Here is a 20,757-nt window from a genome sequence, read left to right on the forward strand (position 1 = left end):
ATTATGCAGCCGCCTTTTCATCAGCTTCTTCTACTGGGAACGGGAAGCCGAACAGCTTAAGCAGTTCGCGCGCCTCGTCATCCGAGTTTGCCGAAGTCGTTACGATCACATCCATTCCGCGCACCACATCGATGGCGTCATAGCTGATTTCTGGGAAGATGATCTGTTCCTTAAGACCCATGGCAAAGTTGCCACGACCATCGAAGCTCTTTGGGTTCAATCCGCGGAAATCACGAATTCGTGGCATCGCGATCGTAACCAAACGGTCGAGGAATTCGTACATCTGCGCGCCGCGCAGCGTGACTTTGACGCCGATTGGCATCCCTTCACGAAGCTTGAAGCCAGCGATCGATTTCTTTGCCTTGGTGATGACGGGCTTTTGCCCTGCAATCAGTTCCATTTCGGCCAGAGCGGTCGTTACCTTCTTCTTGTCCTGTGATCCTTCGCCCACACCCATGTTGAGTGTGATCTTCTCGATCTTTGGAACTGCAAAGCGGTTTGCGTAACCGAACTTTTCAGTCAGACCCTTTACGACCGTTTCGTCGTAAAGCTTCTTCATGCGAGGCGTGTATTTAGTATCAGCCACTGATCGTCTCCCCGGACTTCACGGCCACACGGACCTTCTTGCCGTCCTTGGTTTCCACGCGGACGCGTGTTGCCTTGCCGGTCTTGGGATCCGCCAATGCCACATTCGAAATGTGCAGCGGAGCTTCGAAGCGGTCTAGACCGCCCTGTGGGTTTGCCTGCGAAGCTTTCCGGTGACGCACAGCGATGTTGACGCCAGAAACGACGACTTTGCTGTCCTTCGGCATCACAGCGGTTACTTCGCCAGATTTGCCCTTGTCTTTACCGGCAAGCACGACGACCGTGTCACCCTTTTTGATTTTTGCCAGAGCCATTGTTATAGCACCTCCGGTGCCAAGCTGATGATTTTCATGTGGTTCTTGGCGCGCAGTTCACGAACAACTGGTCCGAAAATACGTGTGCCAATCGGCTCCTTGTTGTTACCGATAAGCACAGCAGCATTGGAGTCGAAGCGAATGACCGAGCCATCGGCACGGCGGATGTCTTTGCGGGTACGAACGATGACCGCCTTATGCACGTCACCCTTCTTAACCTTACCACGCGGTGCGGCTTCCTTGATCGACACCACGATGATGTCGCCAACGCCAGCCACGCGACGCTTAGAACCGCCCAGCACCTTAATGCACTGAACGCGCTTTGCGCCGCTGTTGTCCGCAACATCGAGGTTGGATTGCATCTGAATCATGGGATCAATCCTCCGTTGTTGCTGCGACCGGGGCTGCAGCGGCATCAGCCACCAAGCGCCAGGTCTTGTTCTTCGAAATCGGCGCGCACTCTTCTATGCGGACGACTTGGCCCTCTTTTACGACGTTGTTTTCGTCATGGGCGTGATACTTCTTCGTGCGACGGATGATCTTGCCGTAAAGCGGGTGCTTCACTTTGCGCTCGACCAGAACGACAATTGTCTTGTCATTCTTGTCGGAGACCACAGTCCCGGTGAGAATACGTTTTGGCATGGGTAGCTCCTTATGCCGTCTTTGCGGCGGCGCGCTGGCGCTCACCCTGCAGGGTTTTGATGCGGGCGATGTCACGACGCACTTCACGCACACGTGCCGGCTTTTCCATCTGGCCAGTGGCCGATTGGAAACGCAGGTTGAACGCTTCGCGCTTCAATTCGCCGAGCTGAACAGCAAGCTGATCGTCGCTCTTAACGCGGAGATCTTCGGTTTTGCTCATCTTATGATGCTCCCAAATGCGAGGTGTCGCCGAGACGCGCCACGACCTTGGTCTTGATTGGCAGTTTCATGGCTGCACGCTGAAATGCGACAGCGGCGATAGGACCAGGAACACCGTCGAGTTCAAACATGATGCGGCCTGGCTTAACCTTGGCTGCCCAATACTCGACCGAACCCTTACCCTTACCCTGACGAACTTCGGCAGGCTTTTTCGTGACTGGCACGTCTGGGAAGATGCGGATCCACAAACGCCCCTGACGCTTGATATGACGCGTGATCGCACGGCGGGCCGCTTCGATCTGACGTGCGGTAATCCGCTCTGGCTCAAGCGCCTTCAGGCCATATGAACCGAAGTTCAGGTCAGACCCGCCCTTGGCTTCGCCCTTGATGCGTCCCTTGAACTGCTTGCGGAACTTTGTTTTCTTTGGTTGCAACATATCTAGTTCCTAACCTTTAGCGACGGTCAGACTGGGGACGGACGCCGGAAGTCTGCGCTTCCATCATCAGCCGGTCAGTTGCCATTGGGTCATGACCCAAGATTTCGCCTTTGAAGATCCAGCATTTGATGCCGATGATGCCATAAGCAGTCAGTGCTTCGGCTTCGGCATAGTCAATGTTGGCACGAAGCGTATGTGCAGGTACGCGACCTTCGCGATATGATTCAACGCGGGCAATTTCTGCACCGCCCAAACGTCCACCGCAGGTGATCTTGATACCTTCTGCACCCAGACGCATGGCTGACTGCATCGCGCGCTTCATGGCACGACGGAAAGCAATACGACGGATCAGCTGATCAGCAATACCTTGCGCTACGAGCTTTGCGTCAACTTCCGGCTTGCGGATTTCAACGATATTCAAAGACACTTCAGCGGTGGTGAACTTGTTGATCAGCTTCTTCAGCTTTTCAATGTCCGCACCCTTTTTGCCGATGATCACACCAGGACGTGCTGCGTAGATTGAAACGCGGCAGTTCTTTGCAGGACGCTCAATAACGACCTTCGAAATCGCAGCTTGTGGCAGTGTTTCGAAGATGAACTTGCGGATCTTGATATCTTCCAGAAGCATGCGGCCATATTCCGCACCTTCGGCGTACCAACGGCTATCCCAAGTCCGGTTGATTTGCAGGCGAAGCCCGATTGGATTTGATTTCTGACCCATGACTTATGCCTCTTCTTGCTGTTCGCGCACAACGATACGCAGACGGCTGAATGGTTTAACGATCCGGCTCGACTTGCCGCGGCCGCGGGCCATGAAACGCTTCATGGTCAGCGCCTTGCCAACGCTTGCCTCGGCAACGACAAGGCTGTCGACGTCAAGGTTGTGGTTGTTTTCGGCGTTAGCGATGGCGGATGCCAGAACCTTACGCACGTCATCTGCCATTCCCTTTGTCGAGAATTTCAGAATGTTAAGCGCGTCTTCGGCTTTCTTGCCACGGATCAGCGCGGCAACGAGGCCAAGCTTTTGAGCCGAACCACGAATGGTTGTGCCCACTGCCAGTGCTTCATTGTCGGCGACACGACGGGGTGCGGATGCCTTACCCATTAGCGTTTGCCCTTCTTATCTGCGCCATGGCCATGATAAGTGCGCGTTGGAGCGAACTCACCAAGCTTATGACCGACCATGTCCTCATTCACCGAAACGGGAATGAACTTGTGGCCATTATAAACGCTGAACGTCAGGCCAACAAACTGAGGCAGGATTGTCGAGCGACGCGACCAAGTCTTGATTGGTGCAGCCTTCGATGCTTCCTGAGCGGTTTCTGCTTTTTTCAGCAGATAGAGGTCAACAAACGGACCTTTCCAGACGGAACGAGACATGAGTTACCTCTTCTTCTTAGCATGCCGCGAACGGATAATCATCCGGTCGGTCGACTTGTTGCTGCGGGTACGAGCACCCTTTGTTGGCTTACCCCAAGGTGTAACTGGGTGGCGACCACCCGATGTACGACCTTCACCACCACCATGCGGGTGATCGACTGGGTTCTTAGCAACACCACGCGTCAGCGGGCGAATGCCGCGCCAGCGGTTACGACCTGCCTTGGCAAGTGTGGTGTTCGAATTGTCAGGGTTCGAAACCGCGCCAACTGTCCCCATGCACGTACCGAGAATGTAACGCTGCTCACCTGAGTTCAGGCGAACGATAACGCGGCCACCATCACGACCTACGAGCTGCACATAAGTGCCTGCTGAACGTGCGATCTGGCCACCCTTACCGGGCTTCATTTCGATGTTGTGGCAAATGGTACCAACGGGCATCTGGCTCAGTAACATTGCATTACCAGGTTTAACGTCGGTTTTTTCACCCGCGACAATCGTATCGCCAACGGCGAGCCGCTGTGGTGCAATGATATAAGCCAATTCACCATCTTCGTACTTAACAAGTGCGATGAAGGCAGAACGATTGGGGTCATATTCCAGACGCTCAACGGTTGCAGGCATATCCCATTTACGACGCTTGAAGTCGATCAGACGATATTTTTGCTTGTGACCGCCGCCGATACCGCGCGAAGTCACGTGACCCTTGTTGTTACGGCCGCCAGTCTTGCTCTTGCCTTCGGTCAGTCCCTTAACAGGACCGCCTTTGTACAAGCTTGACCGGTCAACCAGCACAAGGCCGCGACGGGCGGGGCTAGTTGGTTTGTAGCTTTTGAGTGCCATTATCCTGCCCTTAAATACCGGTGGTCACGTCGATGCTCTGACCTTCGGCCAAAGTTACGATCGCTTTTTTGACATCCGAGCGCGTGTAGGGTTTGCCCTTCCAACGCTTGGTTTTGCCCTTTTGCACGAGGGTGTTCACGTTCGTGACCTTCACGTCGAACAGGGCTTCTACAGCTGCCTTGATCTGTGGCTTGGTCGAGCTTCCCGTGACCTTGAACACAACAGCGTTATGTTCCGACAGCAGGGTTGCTTTTTCGGTGATGTGCGGGGCAACGATAACGTCATAATGACGCACGTCGATTGCTTTATCCTTAGCCATTAGTTGGCACCTCCCGTGAGGGCGAAGCGTGCTTCAAGCTTCTCAACCGCAGCGCGGGTCAAAACCAGAGTGTCATGCTTCAGGATGTCATAAACATTCGCACCAACGGCTGGCATCACGTTGATGCCGACCAAGTTGGCGGAAGCCAGACGGAAATTGTCGCTGACGGCGTCGCCATCGATAACCAATGTCGACTTGCCGAAACCGAGCTTGCCAACTTGACCCTTCAGCGCCGCAGTCTTCGCAGCAGCCAAATCAAGATTTTCAAGAACGATCAACGAACCCGACTTTGCTTTGCTCGAAAGCGCCATCTTCAGACCCAAAGAACGGATCTTCTTGTTCAGCGATGGGTTAAAGTCACGCAGACGGGCACCATGGGCCTTACCACCACCGATGAAGATCGGCGCAGCGCGGTCACCGTGACGGGCAGTACCGCCACCCTTTTGGTTACCGAATTTCTTGCCGGTGCGTGCAACGTCCGAACGCTCGCGGGTAGGACGAGCCGTACCACGGGCCTTCTCACGCTGCCAGGTAACAACACGGTGCAGAATGTCGGCGCGTGGCTCAACGCCAAATACGTCGTCATTCAGATCGATGTCGCCCTTTGCTTTGGCGTCGAGGGTTTGAACCTTGAGCTTCATGGCTTAGCCCTCCTTCTTTTCTTCGCCGGCGTCTGCAGCAGGTGCTTCAACAGCAGCGGCTTCGACAGCAGGCGCAGCTTCAGCGGCAGGCGCGTCAGCTTCGACAGCGGGGGTGTCTGCAACTTCAACTTCGGTTGCGATTACGACGTCTTCAACCACTGGGGCTTCATTGTCGTTCTTCAACGCGCCGGGGAACGGAGCAGCTTCAGGTGTTGGAACCTTTACAGCGTCACGGACGAGCAGCCAGCCGTTCTTCGCGCCAGGGACAGATCCCTTTACGAAGATCAGGCCGCGCGCAACATCGGTGCGGACGATTTCAAGATTCTGTTGTGTGCGTTGACGGTCGCCCATGTGGCCAGCCATCTTCTTGTTCTTGAAAACCTTGCCTGGATCCTGGCGCTGACCAGTCGAACCATGGGCACGGTGAGTAATCGACACACCATGTGATGCGCGCATACCGCCGAAGCCCCAACGCTTCATGGCGCCGGCAAAGCCTTTACCCTGCGTGTGGCCAGTGATGTCGACCAACTGGCCGTCAATGAAATGGTCTGCAGAAACGGTTGCACCGACTGGCAGCAAGCCGTCGGCATTATCAACGCGGAATTCAGCAACGCGAGCTTTTGGCTCGACCTGTGCCTTGGCGAATTCGCCGCGCTGTGGTTTGTTTACATTTTTCGCTTTACGGGCTCCTGCACCGAGACGGACGGCAAAATAACCATCACGTTCCTCGTTACGAGCTCCGACCACTTGGCAGCCTTCCAGCGCCAATACGGTGACAGGAACGTGACGACCATCTTCATTGAAGAGGCGCATCATACCCATCTTTTTCGCGATCACGCCAGTGCGCATGATCCATACTCCAACTTATGTCAGAGGCCCGGCTGGCACGATTGCCAGGAGGGCGTGACGCCTAAATCCAGCCCTGAATTTTTAAGCATTGCCCCGTCCGGGCTAGGCACCAGCAACGCATCTTAATGCGCAATCTGGTAAGACGGGGAACGCAGCCCGAGTAAACCCGGCGGTATTCCTAGTGTCTCACTCTACTTACGTAGAGGTATCGGCTTACGCCAATTTGATTTCGACATTCACACCAGCGGCAAGATCGAGCTTCATAAGCGCGTCTACGGTCTGTGGCGTGGGCTGCACAATGTCGAGCAACCTTTTATATGTCCGAACTTCGAACTGCTCGCGTGACTTTTTGTCAACGTGCGGTCCGCGGTTCACTGTGAACTTTTCGATACGGGTAGGAAGTGGAATTGGTCCACGAATAAGCGCGCCGGTACGGCGAGCTGTGTCGGCAATATCGCCCGTCGCCTGATCGAGGACGCGATGGTCAAATGCTTTCAGGCGGATGCGAATATTTTGCGTTTCCATGGGTTCACCAATTTCCAAATTCTATCAATATCAAAGAGCCGAAAAACAGCCATTCCGACTTACGCTTTCGAAGCCGGAACAGCTGTTTGAAATTTCTTAAAACCGCCCCGCCCGAATCAAGTATTCAGGCGGGATGCGCGGCCTATATTACTTCGTGATGGTGCTGACAACCCCAGAACCGACAGTACGTCCACCTTCGCGAATGGCGAAACGAAGACCTGGGTCCATAGCGATTGGCGCAATCAACTTAACAGCGATCGTTACGTTGTCGCCTGGCATAACCATTTCCGTGCCTTCTGGCAGGATCACTTCGCCGGTGACGTCAGTCGTACGGAAGTAGAACTGCGGACGATAGTTTGCGAAGAATGGCGTATGACGGCCGCCTTCGTCCTTTGAAAGAACGTAGATTTCTGCCGAAAACTCAGTGTGCGGCGTAACCGAACCTGGCTTGCAGAGAACCTGACCACGCTCAACTTCTTCACGGCCTACGCCACGAACAAGCGCACCGATGTTGTCGCCTGCACGACCTTCGTCGAGCAGCTTGCGGAACATTTCAACGCCGGTAACAGTCGTCTTCTTGGTATCCTTGATACCGACGATTTCAACTTCCTCGCCAACCTTGACGATTCCGGTTTCAACGCGGCCAGTAACAACGGTACCACGACCCGAGATCGAGAAAACGTCTTCAACTGGCATCAGGAATGGCTTGTCGATTGGACGCTCTGGCTGAGGAATGGCTTCGTCAACAGCAGCCATCAGTGCAAGAACCGATTCCTTACCGATGTTGTCGTCACGGCCTTCAAGGGCTGCAAGTGCCGAACCACGAACGATTGGAATATCGTCGCCTGGGAAATCATACTTCGAAAGAAGCTCACGGATTTCCATTTCAACCAGTTCGAGAATTTCTTCATCGTCAACCTGGTCAACTTTGTTCATGTAAACAACGAGGGCAGGAACGCCAACCTGACGTGCAAGCAGGATGTGCTCACGAGTCTGTGGCATCGGGCCGTCAGCAGCGTTCACAACAAGGATAGCGCCGTCCATCTGAGCCGCACCGGTGATCATGTTCTTAACATAGTCAGCGTGGCCTGGGCAGTCGACGTGTGCGTAGTGACGGTTTGCAGTTTCATATTCGACGTGTGCGGTCGAAATGGTGATGCCACGCTCGCGCTCTTCTGGCGCCTTATCGATGTTAGCGAAATCAACAGCGGTACCGCCATAAGTTTCGGCCATGATCTTCGTGATCGCTGCGGTCAGCGTGGTCTTACCGTGGTCAACGTGACCGATGGTACCAATGTTGCAATGCGGTTTCGTCCGCTCAAATTTAGCTTTTGCCATTTTCTCAAACCTTCTTTCGATTAGGTAATATTTTGATCAGGTGGGACGACGCCGTCTGAATCAGGCGCCGCCATTAGTCGGCTTTTGCCTATCAGGCAAGCTTCTCCTTGATTTCGGCTGCAACGTTCGACGGCACTTCATCATAATGGTTGAAGAACATCGAGTAGTTTGCACGTCCTTGCGTGAACGAGCGGAGCTGATTCACATAGCCGAACATGTTGGCCAAAGGCACCATGGACTCGACAACCTGAGCGTTACCGCGGCTGTCAGTGCCCTGAATTTGACCACGACGTGAGTTCATGTCGCCGATCACATCACCCAGATACTCTTCAGGAGATACAACTTCGACCTTCATGATTGGTTCAAGCAGCTTGATGCCTGCTTTTTGGGCAGCTTCACGCATCCCAGCACGACCAGCGATTTCGAATGCCAGCGCCGACGAATCGACATCATGGTACGCGCCGTCATACAGCGTGATTTCGAAGTCGATGATCGGGAAGCCGATAAGCGAACCGGATTCGGCCGTTTCGCGCATACCCTTTTCAACTGAGGGGATATATTCCTTCGGAATGTTCCCACCCTTGACTTCATCCTTGAAGATTATGCCTGTACCACGCTCGCCCGGCTTTACCGTGAACTTGATACGACCAAACTGACCAGAACCACCCGACTGCTTTTTGTGGGTGTAATCAACGTCAACTTCACGGGCGAGATATTCGCGATACGCAACCTGTGGCGCGCCGACATTTGCCTCGACCTTGAATTCCCGGCGCATACGATCAACGATGATGTCGAGGTGAAGCTCGCCCATGCCCTTGATGATTGTTTGACCTGATTCATGGTCAGTCGACACGCGGAACGAAGGATCTTCGGCGGACAGGCGATTGAGCGCAATGCCCATCTTTTCTTGGTCAGCCTTGGTCTTTGGTTCCACCGACAATTCGATGACTGGTTCAGGGAATTCCATGCGCTCCAATATGATCGGGAAACGTTCGGCGCACAATGTGTCGCCAGTGGTCGTTTCCTTCATGCCAGCAAGCGCGATGATGTCGCCTGCAAATGCCTCGTCAACGTCCTTACGTTCGTTGGCGTGCATTTCGAGCATACGGCCGACCTTCTCCTTCTTGTCCTTGACCGAGTTCAGGTATGTGCCCTTAACAAGGCTACCCGAATAGATGCGGATGAAGGTAAGCGAGCCGACGAATGGATCGTTCATGACCTTAAACGCGAGTGCCGAGAATGGCGCATCGTCAGCAGCTGGACGGCTGTCTGGCTCCAGCGTATCCATGTGGACGCCCTGCACGTCGTCAATGTCGAGCGGCGAAGGCAAATAATCGACCACAGCGTCGAGCAAAGGCTGGACACCCTTGTTCTTAAATGCGGAACCGCAGCAGACAGGAACGAACGACTGGTTCAGCGTACCCTTGCGGATCAGCGCCTTCAGCGTCGCAACGTCAGGCTCATTACCTTCGAGATAGGCTTCCATCGCAGCATCGTCTTGCTCAACGGCAAGTTCGATCAGGTCGCTGCGGTATTTGGCTGCTTCAGCAGCCAAGTCAGCAGGAATATCTTCGTAGAAGAAATCGGCACCAAGAGATTCGTCTTTCCAGATGATCGCGCGGTTATGAACGAGGTCAACAAGACCCTTCAAATCCGCTTCAAGGCCGATTGGAATGTACAGCACCGCTGGACGTGCGCCCAGACGATCAATGATCGATTGCACGCAATATTTGAAGTTTGCGCCGGTACGGTCGAGTTTGTTGATGAAGCACATGCGAGGAACGCCATACTTATCGGCCTGACGCCACACGGTTTCAGACTGAGGCTCAACGCCTGCAACGCCATCGAAACATGCAACTGCACCATCGAGAACGCGGAGCGAACGCTCAACTTCAATCGTGAAGTCAACGTGGCCAGGCGTATCAATGATGTTGATGCGGTGATCGTTCCAGAAGCAGGTGGTAGCAGCCGAAGTGATCGTGATGCCACGCTCTTGCTCTTGCTCCATCCAATCCATCGTGGCGGCACCATCATGCACTTCGCCGATCTTATACGACTTGCCAGTGTAGAAAAGGATACGCTCGGTGGTGGTGGTCTTACCGGCGTCGATATGCGCCATAATACCGATATTGCGATACATATTGAGTGGATGGCTGCGTGCCATATTCGTTACTCCAGTGCGGGGCTGCGGTTCGCGCTGCCCTATAGGGAAAGGGGCTGGTTTATGCCAGCCCCCGATTTACGCTTTTTCAAACGGGCCACCCCAGCGAAAGCCAGGATGACGAAAAATTCATGCTGTTACCAGCGATAGTGTGCGAACGCCCGGTTAGCTTCTGCCATACGGTGCGTATCTTCACGTTTTTTGACAGCGTTGCCGCGGTTTGATGCGGCATCCATCAACTCACCCGACAAACGGGCGGCCATGGTGGTTTCACTGCGGTTACGGGCAGCGCCAATCAACCAACGGATCGCAAGTGCCTGCGCGCGCTCTGGACGCACTTCGCAAGGAACCTGATAGGTCGCACCACCCACACGGCGGCTGCGGACTTCGATGCCTGGCTTTACGTTATCCAGTGCCTCATGGAAGGTCTGGATAGGATCTTTCTTGGCGCGGGCTTCAACCGTTTCCAAAGCACCATAAACGATACGCTCTGCAGCTGACTTCTTACCGTCAAGCATCAGGTTGTTCATGAACTTTGAAAGCACGATATCACCGAATTTGGGATCGGGAAGAATGATGCGCTTTTCGGGACGACGACGACGTGACATATTTTATTTCCTTTATCTCATGGGACCAGTGGCAGCGCAGATGCGCGCCAATCGGGCCAGCCAATGGTACGTTCGAATTACTTCGGACGCTTTGCACCATATTTGGAACGCGATTGCTTACGGTCCTTGACGCCCTGCGTATCGAGTACGCCGCGAAGCACGTGGTAACGCACACCTGGAAGGTCGCGTACGCGGCCACCACGGATTAGCACAACGCTATGCTCTTGAAGGTTGTGGCCTTCACCTGGGATATAGGAAATAACTTCGCGCTGGTTTGTCAGACGAATCTTAGCAACCTTACGCAAAGCCGAGTTCGGCTTTTTCGGGGTCGTTGTGTAAACGCGGGTGCAAACGCCGCGCTTCTGTGGATTTTGGTCCATCGCAGGGACCTTGGACTTGACCTTCTGCGGGGTCCGGCCCTTGCGGACCAGTTGGTTAATCGTTGGCATATCTTCACCTTTGTTAAGCGGTTACTTTAGGTGGCAAGGCGTTTTTTGCGGTGGAGGCTCAGCCTTTGATCCACCCGACCTGACACATAATGTGCTGCTATTCTGTGTATTTCCCATGGGCCAAAAAGAATCATCTGTCCGGCTTCGGAGATGCGGGCCATTAGCGCCCGCTGGCTATCGGGTCAAGTAGTGCCAATACGTTCCGTCAGAACGTCATTTTCGATCCTGATCCGCCACCACAACAAAGCGGCATTCAATATCGAGAAGGTAATCGCCATGGCAGGTGCGCCAAGAAGAAGGGGCAGGACCGCAATCTCCACAACGACCAAGGCATAATTGGGGTGCTTGATGAAGCGGTAGGGGCCGCGCCGCACGCGCGGGAAATGTGGCGCGCTAATGATCCGCGTGGTCCACCATCGGCCAATGCTCGCCAGCGTCCAGAAGCGGAAGGTTTGGCTGGCGATAAATATGTTGAGCAAAAGCAGGTTAGGCGCCGTATCGGGCTTTGCGAACAATAGGATGGCGCTGAGCCAACCGCTGTGGAGCACAATAAACAAAGGATAATGCTTCGCCCCATGCTCTCGGCCACCTTCAGCCAGCAAACGGCGGGTGTTGGCGCTGGCATAAGCCAATTCAACCAGCCGCTGCAGGATGACATAGGCAAAGACGATGAGCGCCCAAACGGGCCAGTCGAACATTGTCATGGTTTAAGAAGTCCCATCGCACCAACAAAGCCAGGCCCAAGCGCGGTCAACAAGGTGGGTTTCTTCATCGGCCCGGCCGCAAGCAACGCTTCCAACACAAACAACACTGTCGGCGAACTCATATTGCCATGATTGCGCAGGACTCTGCGCGTCGCGGCTAGGTCATGGCCCAGATAATCGGCCAACGCATCGACCACGCGTCCACCGCCCGGGTGGCAGGCGGGTTCAGCCATGTCCGCTTTGGCTAGGCCCTGTTTTGCGATAAAATCTTCGCAGACGGGTGCAAAATGGCTATTCACGAAAACAGGTATATCGCGCGCGAGCACCAGATCAAACCCTGTATCGCCAATTTCCCAGCCCATCATATCGAGCGTGTCGGGCCAGACATGGCTCGCAAATGCATCCAATTGCGGTCCTGACCCAGCGCCAATGACCGCAGCGGCACAGCCATCGGCAAAAAGTGCGAGCGCGACCATATCTTTTTTATCCATGCGCGCATGGTCGTACGCGAGGCTGCACAGTTCAAGGCTGACCAGCAGGACAGGCTTGTCGGGGCACGCACGATACAGGTCAGCCGCAACGCCAAGGCCAATAACCCCGCCAGCACAACCATAACCAAATAAGGGCACGCAGCGCGTATTGGGCGCGAAACCCATTTTCGATATCATCCGGCTTGGCAGGCTGGGCGTCATCGTTCCTGTGGTCGATACAAAAACAATCTGCCCTATGTCAGCGGGCTGCAAATGTGCGCGCGCCAACGCCTGCATGGCCGCCACTTCAAAAATCTGTGCGGCGACAGCTTCATAAACGCTTGCGCGCTTTGCCCAGCTTCTGGCGTCAAAATAATATTCAGGCGGCATGGCTATATGGCGCTGCGAGATACCGGTGTTGCCTAATATTTCAGCCATGCGCGGAGGTAGCGCCTGCCCTTTGGCCGCAGCCAAAATCGACAGGACATCATCTTGCGTGATGCGGTGCGGCGGCACGGCGGTACCAAGCGAAATCAGTCTGGGGAGAATCTGCGGCATGAACGTTAACCGATAGGCCCGTTCAAAAGTTTCCGCTAGGAAGACTTTACCCTAGCCCATGGCCCCGTGATCGCCAGCGTCATCGTCGGCTCCATCATGTTGACAAACATTGTCGAGCCATCAGGCGAAAAACAGCCCCCCGCAAATTCTGTCTGCACGCGGCTTCGGCCAATCATGTAAGTCTGCCCCTTTGCCGTGACGCCGCGCAAATGATTGTTTGAAATGTCGGTATATTGATCCTCACACACTAACAAATGGCCCGTTGGCATCACAGCGATATTGTCGCCATAATTGTAAAAGGCAGGATTGGCCGATTCCATGAACAAGTCGATGATTCCGGGCGCTTCAGTCTCCCGCAGCGACCCTTCATCTGCCGATGGAACATAGCGAAAAATCTGACCATATTTCGCCGTGCCGCCATTGGTGCAGGCAAAGAACAGCTCCCCATTTCCCCAAAAAATCCCTTCGCCACGCGCAAACAGCGCGGCGCCTTTCGCGGCACCTTGTTTACGCAAGTCATCCTCGGGGCTTTCGGGGTCTGATAGCGGGACCCATTTCACCTGATATTGGCGACCTTTGCTGACCTGAACCTCATTCCAGTTACGCGTATCGCTAATTTCGGTTTGCACAAAGGCCAAGGCCTCCAGACGTCCACCTTTGGCAAGTTGTCCCTTTTCATTGGGGATGAAACGATAGAGTAGACTGTCGCCACGGTCTTCGGTCAGGTAAACAATAGAGGTGCGCGGATCAACGCACGCGGCCTCATGGTTGAAACGCCCCATGTCCTTTAAGGGTACGGGCGTGACAAGGCCTTTCTGCGTAGCGGGAACTTCAAAAACATAGCCATGGTCTTTGCCGACACCGCTGCCAGCGCGTGTGACATTTTCCTCGCAGCTCAGCCAGCTTCCCCAAGGCGTAATCCCGCCAGAGCAATTGCGGATCGTTCCAGAAAGGCTCAAAAACTCGCTCTCGCATTGGCCGGTCTTCATATCATAGATCAAAGTCGTCGTGCCACCGGGCAAGGGCATCGATTTGTCATCCGCCATGCGGTCATAAGCTGGAAAATCTTTCGCTACACTCCGGGTGAAGGGCCCGAAATCCTGCTCCTTAATGGCCAGCTCATGGTTGCGGATAAGGGCAACCTTACCCTTCCCCAAATCGATAGCGCCCATGCCGTCGGCGGAGTTTGGCACCAAATAGCCGTCATCCATGATGTTACCGAGCCGAGAAATGACGCGATAATCAAAGCCTTTGGGCAGGTCGATCAGGTTGTTTGGGTCGCGCACCAAGGGGCCATAGCCATATACTTCATTCGCTCCAGCGGTGGGCGCCTGCGAAATGGCACGCGCGGCAAGCCCTGCAAACGCGATGCTGCCAAGACCAAATCCGAACTGCCGCCTGCTTACCGAAAAATGGCTGCTTTGCATGATCCGCTCCTATTAGTTTGGCCTTTAACTGCACCGGAAAGATGACAATGCCGTTGCAGCTTGATAGAGCGCGGACAAACCAAACCAAAGGCATTTGTTTCTCATGAAAGTACGTACCCGCGTCGCACCATCCCCTACCGGCGACCCACATGTCGGCACCGCCTATATTGCGCTCATCAATTATTGCTTTGCCAAGAAGCATGGCGGTGAATTTTTGTTGCGGATTGAGGATACGGATCAGGCACGGTCGACACCGCAATCGGAAAAAATGATCCTGGAATCGTTGCGCTGGCTGGGTCTTAGCTGGGACGAAGGCCCGGATGTTGGCGGCCCACATGGTCCCTACCGCCAGTCTGAACGCAGCGCGATTTACGCTGCCCATTGCGACCAGTTGTTGGCCGACGGCCATGCATTCAAATGCTATTGTACGCCAGAAAAGCTCGCGGCCGCACGCGCCGCGCAAATGGCAGCGAAGCAACCCCCCAAATATGATGGCACCTGTTTAACATTGTCCTCTGACGATATCGCAAAGCTCGATAGCGAGGGCGTTTCGCACGTTGTCCGGATGAAAATTCCATCGACGGGCACATGCATCGTTCAAGATACGCTGCGCGGCGAAATCGCGTTCGAATATGCGGTCGTTGACATGCAGGTGCTGATGAAATCGGACGGCCTGCCGACTTACCATCTCGCCAATGTTGTCGACGATCACCTCATGGGAATTACGCATGTCATGCGCGGTGAAGAATGGATTTCGTCCGCGCCAAAACATCTATTGCTCTACCAATATTTCGGCTGGGAGCCGCCGGTGCTCACGCATTTGCCATTGCTCCGCAATGCCGACAAATCAAAGCTATCGAAGCGTAAAAATCCGACCAGTATCTTATATTATCAACGCGCAGGCTATCTCCCGCAGGCGATGCAGAACTTCTTGGGCTTGTTCATCAAATCGGCGAGCGAAGAAGATGAAAAAACCTCACTGCAAACACTGATCGACGAATTCGACGTTCACAATATTTCGCTTGGCGGGCCAGTGTTCGACACGTCGAAGCTGGATTGGCTCAATGGTCGTTATTTGCGGGAAGAACTTAGCGTTTCGGAATTCTTGGAAGCGGTGAAAGCGTGGGCGCTGAATGACAGCTACCTTACCCCTATCGCTGAAATGGCGCAGGCGCGGATTACCAAAATGTCGGACTTGGGCGGCCTGACCGCTATGTTCTTCATGAACCGGATTGACGGCATGACCGCAGAGCGGTTGCGCGATGGTGTGAAGCTGGAGCAGGATGCACAACGCGCAGCCTACACCCTTGGCTTGCAGCAGTTCGACGGCATGATCGACTGGAACCGGGACGGCGTCGAAGCGACGTTGCGCCGGACCGCCGAGGTTTTGGACGCAAAGTTAAAGGACGTCATTCGTCCCTTCTACATCGCCATCACCGGCAGCGCGCAGGGCGTGCCTTTGTTCGACGCAATCACCCATTTGGGCCGCGACATCATCAGAGAGCGGTTGCGCCATGCGATGGAATTGCTTGGCCCTGCTACGTCTAAAGAAATGAAGGCCTGGACCGATTTGCTGACCGCGCCGCCCAAGGCCGAATGACCGCGTTCGCGCTACCGCAGGATTGGCAGACTCCACTGAAGGCGGCGCTTGCCACAAAAGAGACGCTGGCGCTCCAAGGTTTTCTCGACGCCGAACTTGCGGCAGGCAAGACGATTTTCCCGCCACTGGGCGCATGGTTCCGCGCGCTTGAGCTGACGCCGTTGGACAAGGTGCGCGTCGTCATTTTGGGGCAAGACCCATATCATGGCCCGGGGCAAGCACATGGCCTGTGTTTCAGCGTACCGCCGGCTGTGCGCCCTCCGCCAAGTCTTTCCAATATTTACAAAGAGTTAGGAAGAGACTTGGGCCTGCCCCGCCCGCAGCATGGCTTTTTGGAGCATTGGGCACGGCAAGGCGTGCTATTGCTCAACAGCGTCCTCACGGTCGAAATCGCCAAAGCGGCGTCGCACAGCAAAAGGGGCTGGGAGCCGTTTACAGATGCGATTATTGCGCAAGTGAACGACAAGGCAGAGCCAGTCGTCTTCATGCTTTGGGGCGCTTATGCCCATAAAAAGGCGGCGAATGTCGATAGCCGCCGCCATCTCGTGCTCAAGGCCGCGCATCCATCGCCTTTGTCGGCGCATAACGGTTTTTTGGGTTGCAAGCATTTCTCGCAATGCAACGCCTTTCTGGTTAAAAACGGGTTCCCGCCGATTGATTGGACACTGCCCGATGTCGTTGCATGAGCAGCCCCACCGTCGCTTCAACCCATTGAAAGATGAATGGATTTTGGTGTCCCCGCATCGGACCAAAAGGCCATGGCAGGGGCAGCAAGATATGCCCGACAACGCCGTCCGGCCAGCGCATGATCCCGATTGTTATTTGTGTGCAGGCAATGAACGCGCTGGCGGATTACGCAATCCTGATTACAAAAATGTCTTCATTTTCGACAATGACTTTGCCGCATTGATGCCCGGCGCAGCCTGTAGAGTAAAAAAAGACAAACCCCTGTTTCGTGCGGCTCTTGCCAATGGCACCTGTAGAGTCATTTGCTTTTCGCCCGACCATGGCAAAACCCTGCCTGAAATGCCATTGGGCGATATCCGCATATTGGTCGACACGTCGGCCGCGCAACAAGCAGAGCTTTCCGCCGCTTATGCCTATGTCCAGATTTTCGAAAATAAGGGCGCGATGATGGGTTGCTCCAGCCCGCATCCGCATGGGCAGATTTGGGCCACGACTTATGTCCCTGCCGAGCCCGCGCGAGAGGATGCAACGCAAGCGGCGTGGTTTGAACAACATGCGACGGCGATGCTGCTGACCTATGCCGAACAAGAGGCCGAAGACGGCGCGCGGACAGTAGCGTGCAACGACCACTGGATTGCCGTCGTGCCCTATTGGGCAAGCTGGCCCTATGAAATCCTGCTGCTGCCGCGCTTTGCCGTTCAGCGCCTAGAGGCGCTTGCACCAGAACAACGCGACGGTCTGGCGCACATCTTAAAGGCCGTCACCACAGCCTATGACAATTTGTTCCAGACCAGCTTTCCTTATTCCATGGGCTGGCACGGCGCGCCAAGCGCGACGCCCGATGCCCCGCATTGGCAATTGCATGCGCATTTTTATCCGCCTTTGCTGCGCTCTGCCAGTGTGCGCAAGTTCATGGTCGGTTATGAAATGCTGGCCGAAGCGCAACGCGACCTGACGCCGGAGGCCGCCGCCGAACATTTACGCGCGACGGACAAAATCCATTACCGGAACCAGCCATGAACGCGCAAGACCAAGCGCTGCTGGATCGCGTGACCGCCGTCTTTACGGAACAGTTTGGTCACGCCCCTGACCTTGTCGTGCGCGCGCCTGGGCGGGTGAACCTGATCGGTGAACATACCGATTATAATGACGGCTTTGTCCTGCCCTGCGCGATTGGGCCTGCCAATATGGTGGCGATCAGCAAGCGTGATGATGACAGGGTCGATGTGGTTGCCGCTGATTTCGACGATGCGCGGGACAGCTTCGCCCTGATACCGCCCCCAGAACGCAATTTAAGCCAGCCCTGGGCCGATTATGTGCGCGGGACGTTGTTGGTCCTTCAAAATGACGGCCACGCCCTCAGCGGCGCTAAAATCGCCATTGCGGGCAATCTGCCCAAAGGGGCAGGCCTGTCCTCCTCCGCCGCGCTTGCGGTGGCGGTGGGCAAGGCCAATTTGGCGCTTAACGGTATCGACATCGACAACCGCCGCCTCGCGCAAATCGCGCAAAAAGCGGAGTGCGATTTTGTCGGCACGCAATGCGGCATCATGGATCAATTGATTTCGGCGCAGGGCAAGGCCGACCATGCGCTGTTGATCGATTGCCGCAGCTTGGAAGTGACCGACATCCTTATTCCCGATGATGTGGCGATTATGATCGTCCATTCCGGCGTCACCCGCGGTTTGGTGGACGGGCATTATAACGATCGCCGGCGGCAGTGTGAGGCCGCCGCCGCAGCGATGGGGGTAAGCGCCTTGCGTGACGCGGATTTGGACAATCTGGCCGCAGCAAATCTCGACGCGGTCACGACGGCACGCGCGCGGCATGTCATTACAGAGAATCAGCGGACCTTGGACGCAGCAGATGCGCTTGCCAAAAATGACCTTGTCACGCTGGGTATGTTGATGGCCCAAAGCCATGCATCGATGCGCGACGATTTCGAAATCACTATTCCGGCGATTGATGATTTGGTAGCGCTCTTGCAAAATGCGATTGGCGATCAAGGAGGCACACGGATGACGGGTGGAGGATTTGGTGGCGCGGCGGTGGCGATCATGCCGCGTGCGCGCGTGGCGGATGTGCAGGCCAGCATAAACGCCGCCTATAAAACGCCAAATGGCGATGCGCCGCTGATCATGATTGAGCGCCCCGGCCCCGGTGTCGCCATTTTATGATATATGATTGGATGAAGCAGACTCTGCGCGAGCCCTTGGTACATTTTATTGGCGCAGGGTCGGCCCTGTTTCTGCTCATGGCGCAGCTTGGCGGCGAAGACAGCCTTGACCGCAGCATCACGATCAATGAAGCGGACGTCGCGCGGCTCGCGTCGCAATGGGAACAAACATGGCGGCGCGCGCCGACCCAGCAGCAGCTCGACAGCCTGATCCGCGATTATATCAAGGAAGAAATTTATTTTCGGGAAAGCATGCGCCTTGGCCTCGACGTCGATGATCCCGTCATCCGCCGTCGCTTGCGCGCCAAAATGGAATTTCTGGCCAATGCAGAAATCCAGAATATGGAGCCAACCGAAGCGGCGCTGCAAAGCTTTTATGCCGCCAACAAAATCCGCTATGCCGAAAAACCGGCCTTCAGTTTTGACCAGCAGTTTTTAGGCGAAGATGAAGAGATCGCGAAAGCATCAATCCTTGCCATCAACGCCGCAAAGCCCGTGCAAGCGCAGCCGCTGAGCGTATCGGCCAGCATGGACGAGGCCGCATCGGACAGCATCGCCCGTGAATTTGGCGATGCTTTTGCAGACAGCCTGCGCAATTTGCCCAAAGGGCGTTGGAGCGGACCAGTCCAGTCCGGTTTCGGCTGGCATGCCGTGCGCGTGCGCGACGTGATCGCGTCAGGGACGCCGCCTCTGTCCGACATCCGCCAGCGCGTGTCCAACGACTGGCGTGCCGAAACGCAGGTCGCGCGCGAAGCGGCTGCCTATCAGGCACTGCTCGACGGATATGACATTCGTATCGCTAAGCCGTGATCATCCGCTTTTTCCTTTTGCTCTTGCTCGCAACTGGCTGCGCGTCGGTTGCCCGCGCAGATGACTTGCAACCCGGCTATCTGGAAATCCGCGAGCATGAAGATCTTACCCATCGGTATGCCATTACATGGAAAGCGCCGATCCGGCCCGGCCTTGCCGCGCGTGTTGTCCCTATATTCCCGCGCGATTGCACCGCGGCCGAACCTGTACGCAGCGTGGATGCCGCCGCTTTGCTGGCGCGCTGGGACATTGACTGCGAGGCGACTTTAGCGGGCCGTTCTGTAAGCTTAAGCGGCATGGAAAGCACGCCAGCCGACGCGTTGCTGCGTTATCAATCCGCCAATGACATCACGCAGGCCGCACGGCTCACGGCTGCCAACCCCATTGCGGTGATCATGCAAAAACCAGACCGGTGGCAGGTCGCGCGGACCTATTTCGTCACTGGGGTCGAACATATATTGATGGGATATGACCATTTATTGTTCGTGCTGTGCCTTGTGCTTTTGCTCAACGGCGCGTGGCGCGTGGCGGCAACAGTGACAGCCTTCACAATAGCGCATTCGCTGACCTTGGTGGCAACGACGCTTGAACTTATCAGCGTGCCCGGCCCGCCGGTTGAGGCTGCCATTGCGTTGTCGATTGTCTTCCTTGCCGTCGAAATACTGAAGCGCAAACCCGGCGAGATGCGCTTGTCAGAGCGTTTTCCATGGGTCGTCGCCTTTCTGTTTGGCTTGCTCCATGGCTTCGGCTTTGCAGGGGCGCTTGCCGAAATCGGATTGCCGCAGGGCGAAGTGCCCATGGCATTGCTGACATTCAATCTGGGCGTTGAGGCGGGTCAACTTGTCATCGTTGGCGTGGCGTTGTTGGCCTTATGGGCGCTGCGCCGCATGCATGCACTCTACGCCGCCCGCGCGCAGATAATCAGCGCTTATGCCATTGGCAGCATCGCCTTCATGTGGTTGCTGCAACGCGTTCTCCCGGTTTGAGCGGCACAGCGCAAACCTCACGCAACAATGCTTTC

At 55.3% G+C, this 20,757-nt stretch carries 27 protein-coding genes; 6 read left to right on the forward strand and 21 right to left on the reverse strand.

Annotation, left to right across the window (positions count from 1 at the left end; genetic code table 11):
* Position 1: 1 nt before the first annotated feature.
* From rplE to ACILP3_RS08745, 21 genes are all read right to left on the reverse strand, one after another.
* Positions 2 to 586 carry a 50S ribosomal protein L5 gene (rplE, locus tag ACILP3_RS08645; RefSeq protein ID WP_395616253.1) on the reverse strand — a complete coding sequence of 195 codons (585 nt, stop codon included), beginning with the start codon at positions 584 to 586 and terminating at the stop codon, positions 2 to 4.
* A complete protein-coding gene (gene rplX / locus ACILP3_RS08650) occupies positions 579 to 899 on the reverse strand; it encodes a 50S ribosomal protein L24 (RefSeq protein ID WP_296198147.1) in 321 nt (106 codons plus the stop codon). Before rplX ends, rplE begins: the two co-directional genes overlap by 8 nt.
* Before the next feature lie 2 nt (positions 900 to 901).
* On the reverse strand, positions 902 to 1,270 hold the full coding sequence (gene rplN / locus ACILP3_RS08655) for a 50S ribosomal protein L14 (RefSeq protein ID WP_125229589.1): 369 nt from the start codon (positions 1,268 to 1,270) through the stop codon (positions 902 to 904).
* A gap of 4 nt (positions 1,271 to 1,274) precedes the next feature.
* Positions 1,275 to 1,541, reverse strand: coding sequence for a 30S ribosomal protein S17 (rpsQ, locus tag ACILP3_RS08660; protein WP_315457584.1), 267 nt, complete (start codon positions 1,539 to 1,541; stop codon positions 1,275 to 1,277).
* Positions 1,542 to 1,551: 10 nt separating this feature from the next.
* Positions 1,552 to 1,761: a 50S ribosomal protein L29 gene (gene rpmC, locus ACILP3_RS08665; RefSeq protein ID WP_158902179.1), complete on the reverse strand. Its 210-nt coding sequence runs from the start codon at positions 1,759 to 1,761 to the stop codon at positions 1,552 to 1,554.
* A gap of 1 nt (position 1,762) precedes the next feature.
* Positions 1,763 to 2,197: a 50S ribosomal protein L16 gene (gene rplP, locus ACILP3_RS08670; RefSeq protein ID WP_158902175.1), complete on the reverse strand. Its 435-nt coding sequence runs from the start codon at positions 2,195 to 2,197 to the stop codon at positions 1,763 to 1,765.
* A 16-nt stretch (positions 2,198 to 2,213) separates the two neighbouring features.
* Positions 2,214 to 2,918, reverse strand: coding sequence for a 30S ribosomal protein S3 (gene rpsC, locus ACILP3_RS08675; RefSeq protein ID WP_125229585.1), 705 nt, complete (start codon positions 2,916 to 2,918; stop codon positions 2,214 to 2,216).
* 3 nt (positions 2,919 to 2,921) lie between these two features.
* Positions 2,922 to 3,302: a 50S ribosomal protein L22 gene (rplV, locus tag ACILP3_RS08680; protein WP_295442686.1), complete on the reverse strand. Its 381-nt coding sequence runs from the start codon at positions 3,300 to 3,302 to the stop codon at positions 2,922 to 2,924.
* Complete coding sequence (gene rpsS, locus ACILP3_RS08685; protein ID WP_295442689.1) at positions 3,302 to 3,577, reverse strand: 30S ribosomal protein S19; 276 nt, start codon at positions 3,575 to 3,577, stop codon at positions 3,302 to 3,304. Before rpsS ends, rplV begins: the two co-directional genes overlap by 1 nt.
* A 3-nt stretch (positions 3,578 to 3,580) precedes the next feature.
* Positions 3,581 to 4,417, reverse strand: a complete 837-nt coding sequence (gene rplB / locus ACILP3_RS08690; protein ID WP_333567918.1) for a 50S ribosomal protein L2 — start codon at positions 4,415 to 4,417, stop codon at positions 3,581 to 3,583.
* Between the two features lie 10 nt (positions 4,418 to 4,427).
* Positions 4,428 to 4,736: a 50S ribosomal protein L23 gene (locus tag ACILP3_RS08695; protein ID WP_125229581.1), complete on the reverse strand. Its 309-nt coding sequence runs from the start codon at positions 4,734 to 4,736 to the stop codon at positions 4,428 to 4,430.
* On the reverse strand, positions 4,736 to 5,377 hold the full coding sequence (rplD, locus tag ACILP3_RS08700; RefSeq protein WP_395616254.1) for a 50S ribosomal protein L4: 642 nt from the start codon (positions 5,375 to 5,377) through the stop codon (positions 4,736 to 4,738). The genes ACILP3_RS08695 and rplD overlap by 1 nt, the downstream gene beginning before the upstream one ends.
* Before the next feature lie 3 nt (positions 5,378 to 5,380).
* Complete coding sequence (rplC, locus tag ACILP3_RS08705) at positions 5,381 to 6,226, reverse strand: 50S ribosomal protein L3 (protein WP_395616255.1); 846 nt, start codon at positions 6,224 to 6,226, stop codon at positions 5,381 to 5,383.
* A gap of 213 nt (positions 6,227 to 6,439) precedes the next feature.
* Positions 6,440 to 6,751, reverse strand: coding sequence for a 30S ribosomal protein S10 (gene rpsJ / locus ACILP3_RS08710; RefSeq protein ID WP_022672862.1), 312 nt, complete (start codon positions 6,749 to 6,751; stop codon positions 6,440 to 6,442).
* A gap of 147 nt (positions 6,752 to 6,898) precedes the next feature.
* On the reverse strand, positions 6,899 to 8,089 hold the full coding sequence (gene tuf / locus ACILP3_RS08715; protein WP_125229578.1) for an elongation factor Tu: 1,191 nt from the start codon (positions 8,087 to 8,089) through the stop codon (positions 6,899 to 6,901).
* Positions 8,090 to 8,180: 91 nt separating this feature from the next.
* Positions 8,181 to 10,253, reverse strand: a complete 2,073-nt coding sequence (gene fusA / locus ACILP3_RS08720; protein WP_395616256.1) for an elongation factor G — start codon at positions 10,251 to 10,253, stop codon at positions 8,181 to 8,183.
* Positions 10,254 to 10,387: 134 nt separating this feature from the next.
* Positions 10,388 to 10,858, reverse strand: a complete 471-nt coding sequence (rpsG, locus tag ACILP3_RS08725) for a 30S ribosomal protein S7 (protein WP_125229576.1) — start codon at positions 10,856 to 10,858, stop codon at positions 10,388 to 10,390.
* 77 nt (positions 10,859 to 10,935) lie between these two features.
* Positions 10,936 to 11,307 carry a 30S ribosomal protein S12 gene (gene rpsL / locus ACILP3_RS08730; protein WP_295442718.1) on the reverse strand — a complete coding sequence of 124 codons (372 nt, stop codon included), beginning with the start codon at positions 11,305 to 11,307 and terminating at the stop codon, positions 10,936 to 10,938.
* A 182-nt stretch (positions 11,308 to 11,489) separates the two neighbouring features.
* A complete protein-coding gene (locus ACILP3_RS08735) occupies positions 11,490 to 12,011 on the reverse strand; it encodes an isoprenylcysteine carboxyl methyltransferase family protein (protein ID WP_395616257.1) in 522 nt (173 codons plus the stop codon).
* Positions 12,008 to 13,039: a type III polyketide synthase gene (locus ACILP3_RS08740; RefSeq protein ID WP_395616258.1), complete on the reverse strand. Its 1,032-nt coding sequence runs from the start codon at positions 13,037 to 13,039 to the stop codon at positions 12,008 to 12,010. The genes ACILP3_RS08735 and ACILP3_RS08740 overlap by 4 nt, the downstream gene beginning before the upstream one ends.
* Before the next feature lie 35 nt (positions 13,040 to 13,074).
* Positions 13,075 to 14,466 (reverse strand): alkaline phosphatase PhoX, encoded by a 1,392-nt coding sequence (locus ACILP3_RS08745; protein WP_395616259.1) that lies wholly within the window; start codon positions 14,464 to 14,466, stop codon positions 13,075 to 13,077.
* Between the two features lie 103 nt (positions 14,467 to 14,569).
* On the opposite strand from ACILP3_RS08745, the gene gltX reads away from it, so the two are divergent.
* Genes gltX through ACILP3_RS08775 form a run of 6 tightly spaced genes read left to right on the forward strand, consistent with a single transcriptional unit; the run spans position 14,570 to position 20,722 of the window.
* Positions 14,570 to 16,066 carry a glutamate--tRNA ligase gene (gltX, locus tag ACILP3_RS08750; RefSeq protein ID WP_395616260.1) on the forward strand — a complete coding sequence of 499 codons (1,497 nt, stop codon included), beginning with the start codon at positions 14,570 to 14,572 and terminating at the stop codon, positions 16,064 to 16,066.
* Positions 16,063 to 16,752 (forward strand): uracil-DNA glycosylase, encoded by a 690-nt coding sequence (ung, locus tag ACILP3_RS08755; RefSeq protein ID WP_395616261.1) that lies wholly within the window; start codon positions 16,063 to 16,065, stop codon positions 16,750 to 16,752. The genes gltX and ung overlap by 4 nt, the downstream gene beginning before the upstream one ends.
* A complete protein-coding gene (locus ACILP3_RS08760; protein WP_395616262.1) occupies positions 16,739 to 17,773 on the forward strand; it encodes a UDP-glucose--hexose-1-phosphate uridylyltransferase in 1,035 nt (344 codons plus the stop codon). The genes ung and ACILP3_RS08760 overlap by 14 nt, the downstream gene beginning before the upstream one ends.
* Positions 17,770 to 18,927 (forward strand): galactokinase, encoded by a 1,158-nt coding sequence (galK, locus tag ACILP3_RS08765; protein ID WP_395616263.1) that lies wholly within the window; start codon positions 17,770 to 17,772, stop codon positions 18,925 to 18,927. The genes ACILP3_RS08760 and galK overlap by 4 nt, the downstream gene beginning before the upstream one ends.
* Positions 18,928 to 18,938: 11 nt before the next feature.
* Complete coding sequence (locus ACILP3_RS08770; RefSeq protein WP_395616264.1) at positions 18,939 to 19,736, forward strand: peptidyl-prolyl cis-trans isomerase; 798 nt, start codon at positions 18,939 to 18,941, stop codon at positions 19,734 to 19,736.
* Complete coding sequence (locus ACILP3_RS08775; protein WP_395616265.1) at positions 19,733 to 20,722, forward strand: HupE/UreJ family protein; 990 nt, start codon at positions 19,733 to 19,735, stop codon at positions 20,720 to 20,722. Before ACILP3_RS08770 ends, ACILP3_RS08775 begins: the two co-directional genes overlap by 4 nt.
* Positions 20,723 to 20,757: the final 35 nt, after the last annotated feature.

It is taken from the genome of Sphingorhabdus sp. (assembly GCF_044239665.1).
GTDB lineage: Bacteria > Pseudomonadota > Alphaproteobacteria > Sphingomonadales > Sphingomonadaceae > Sphingorhabdus_B.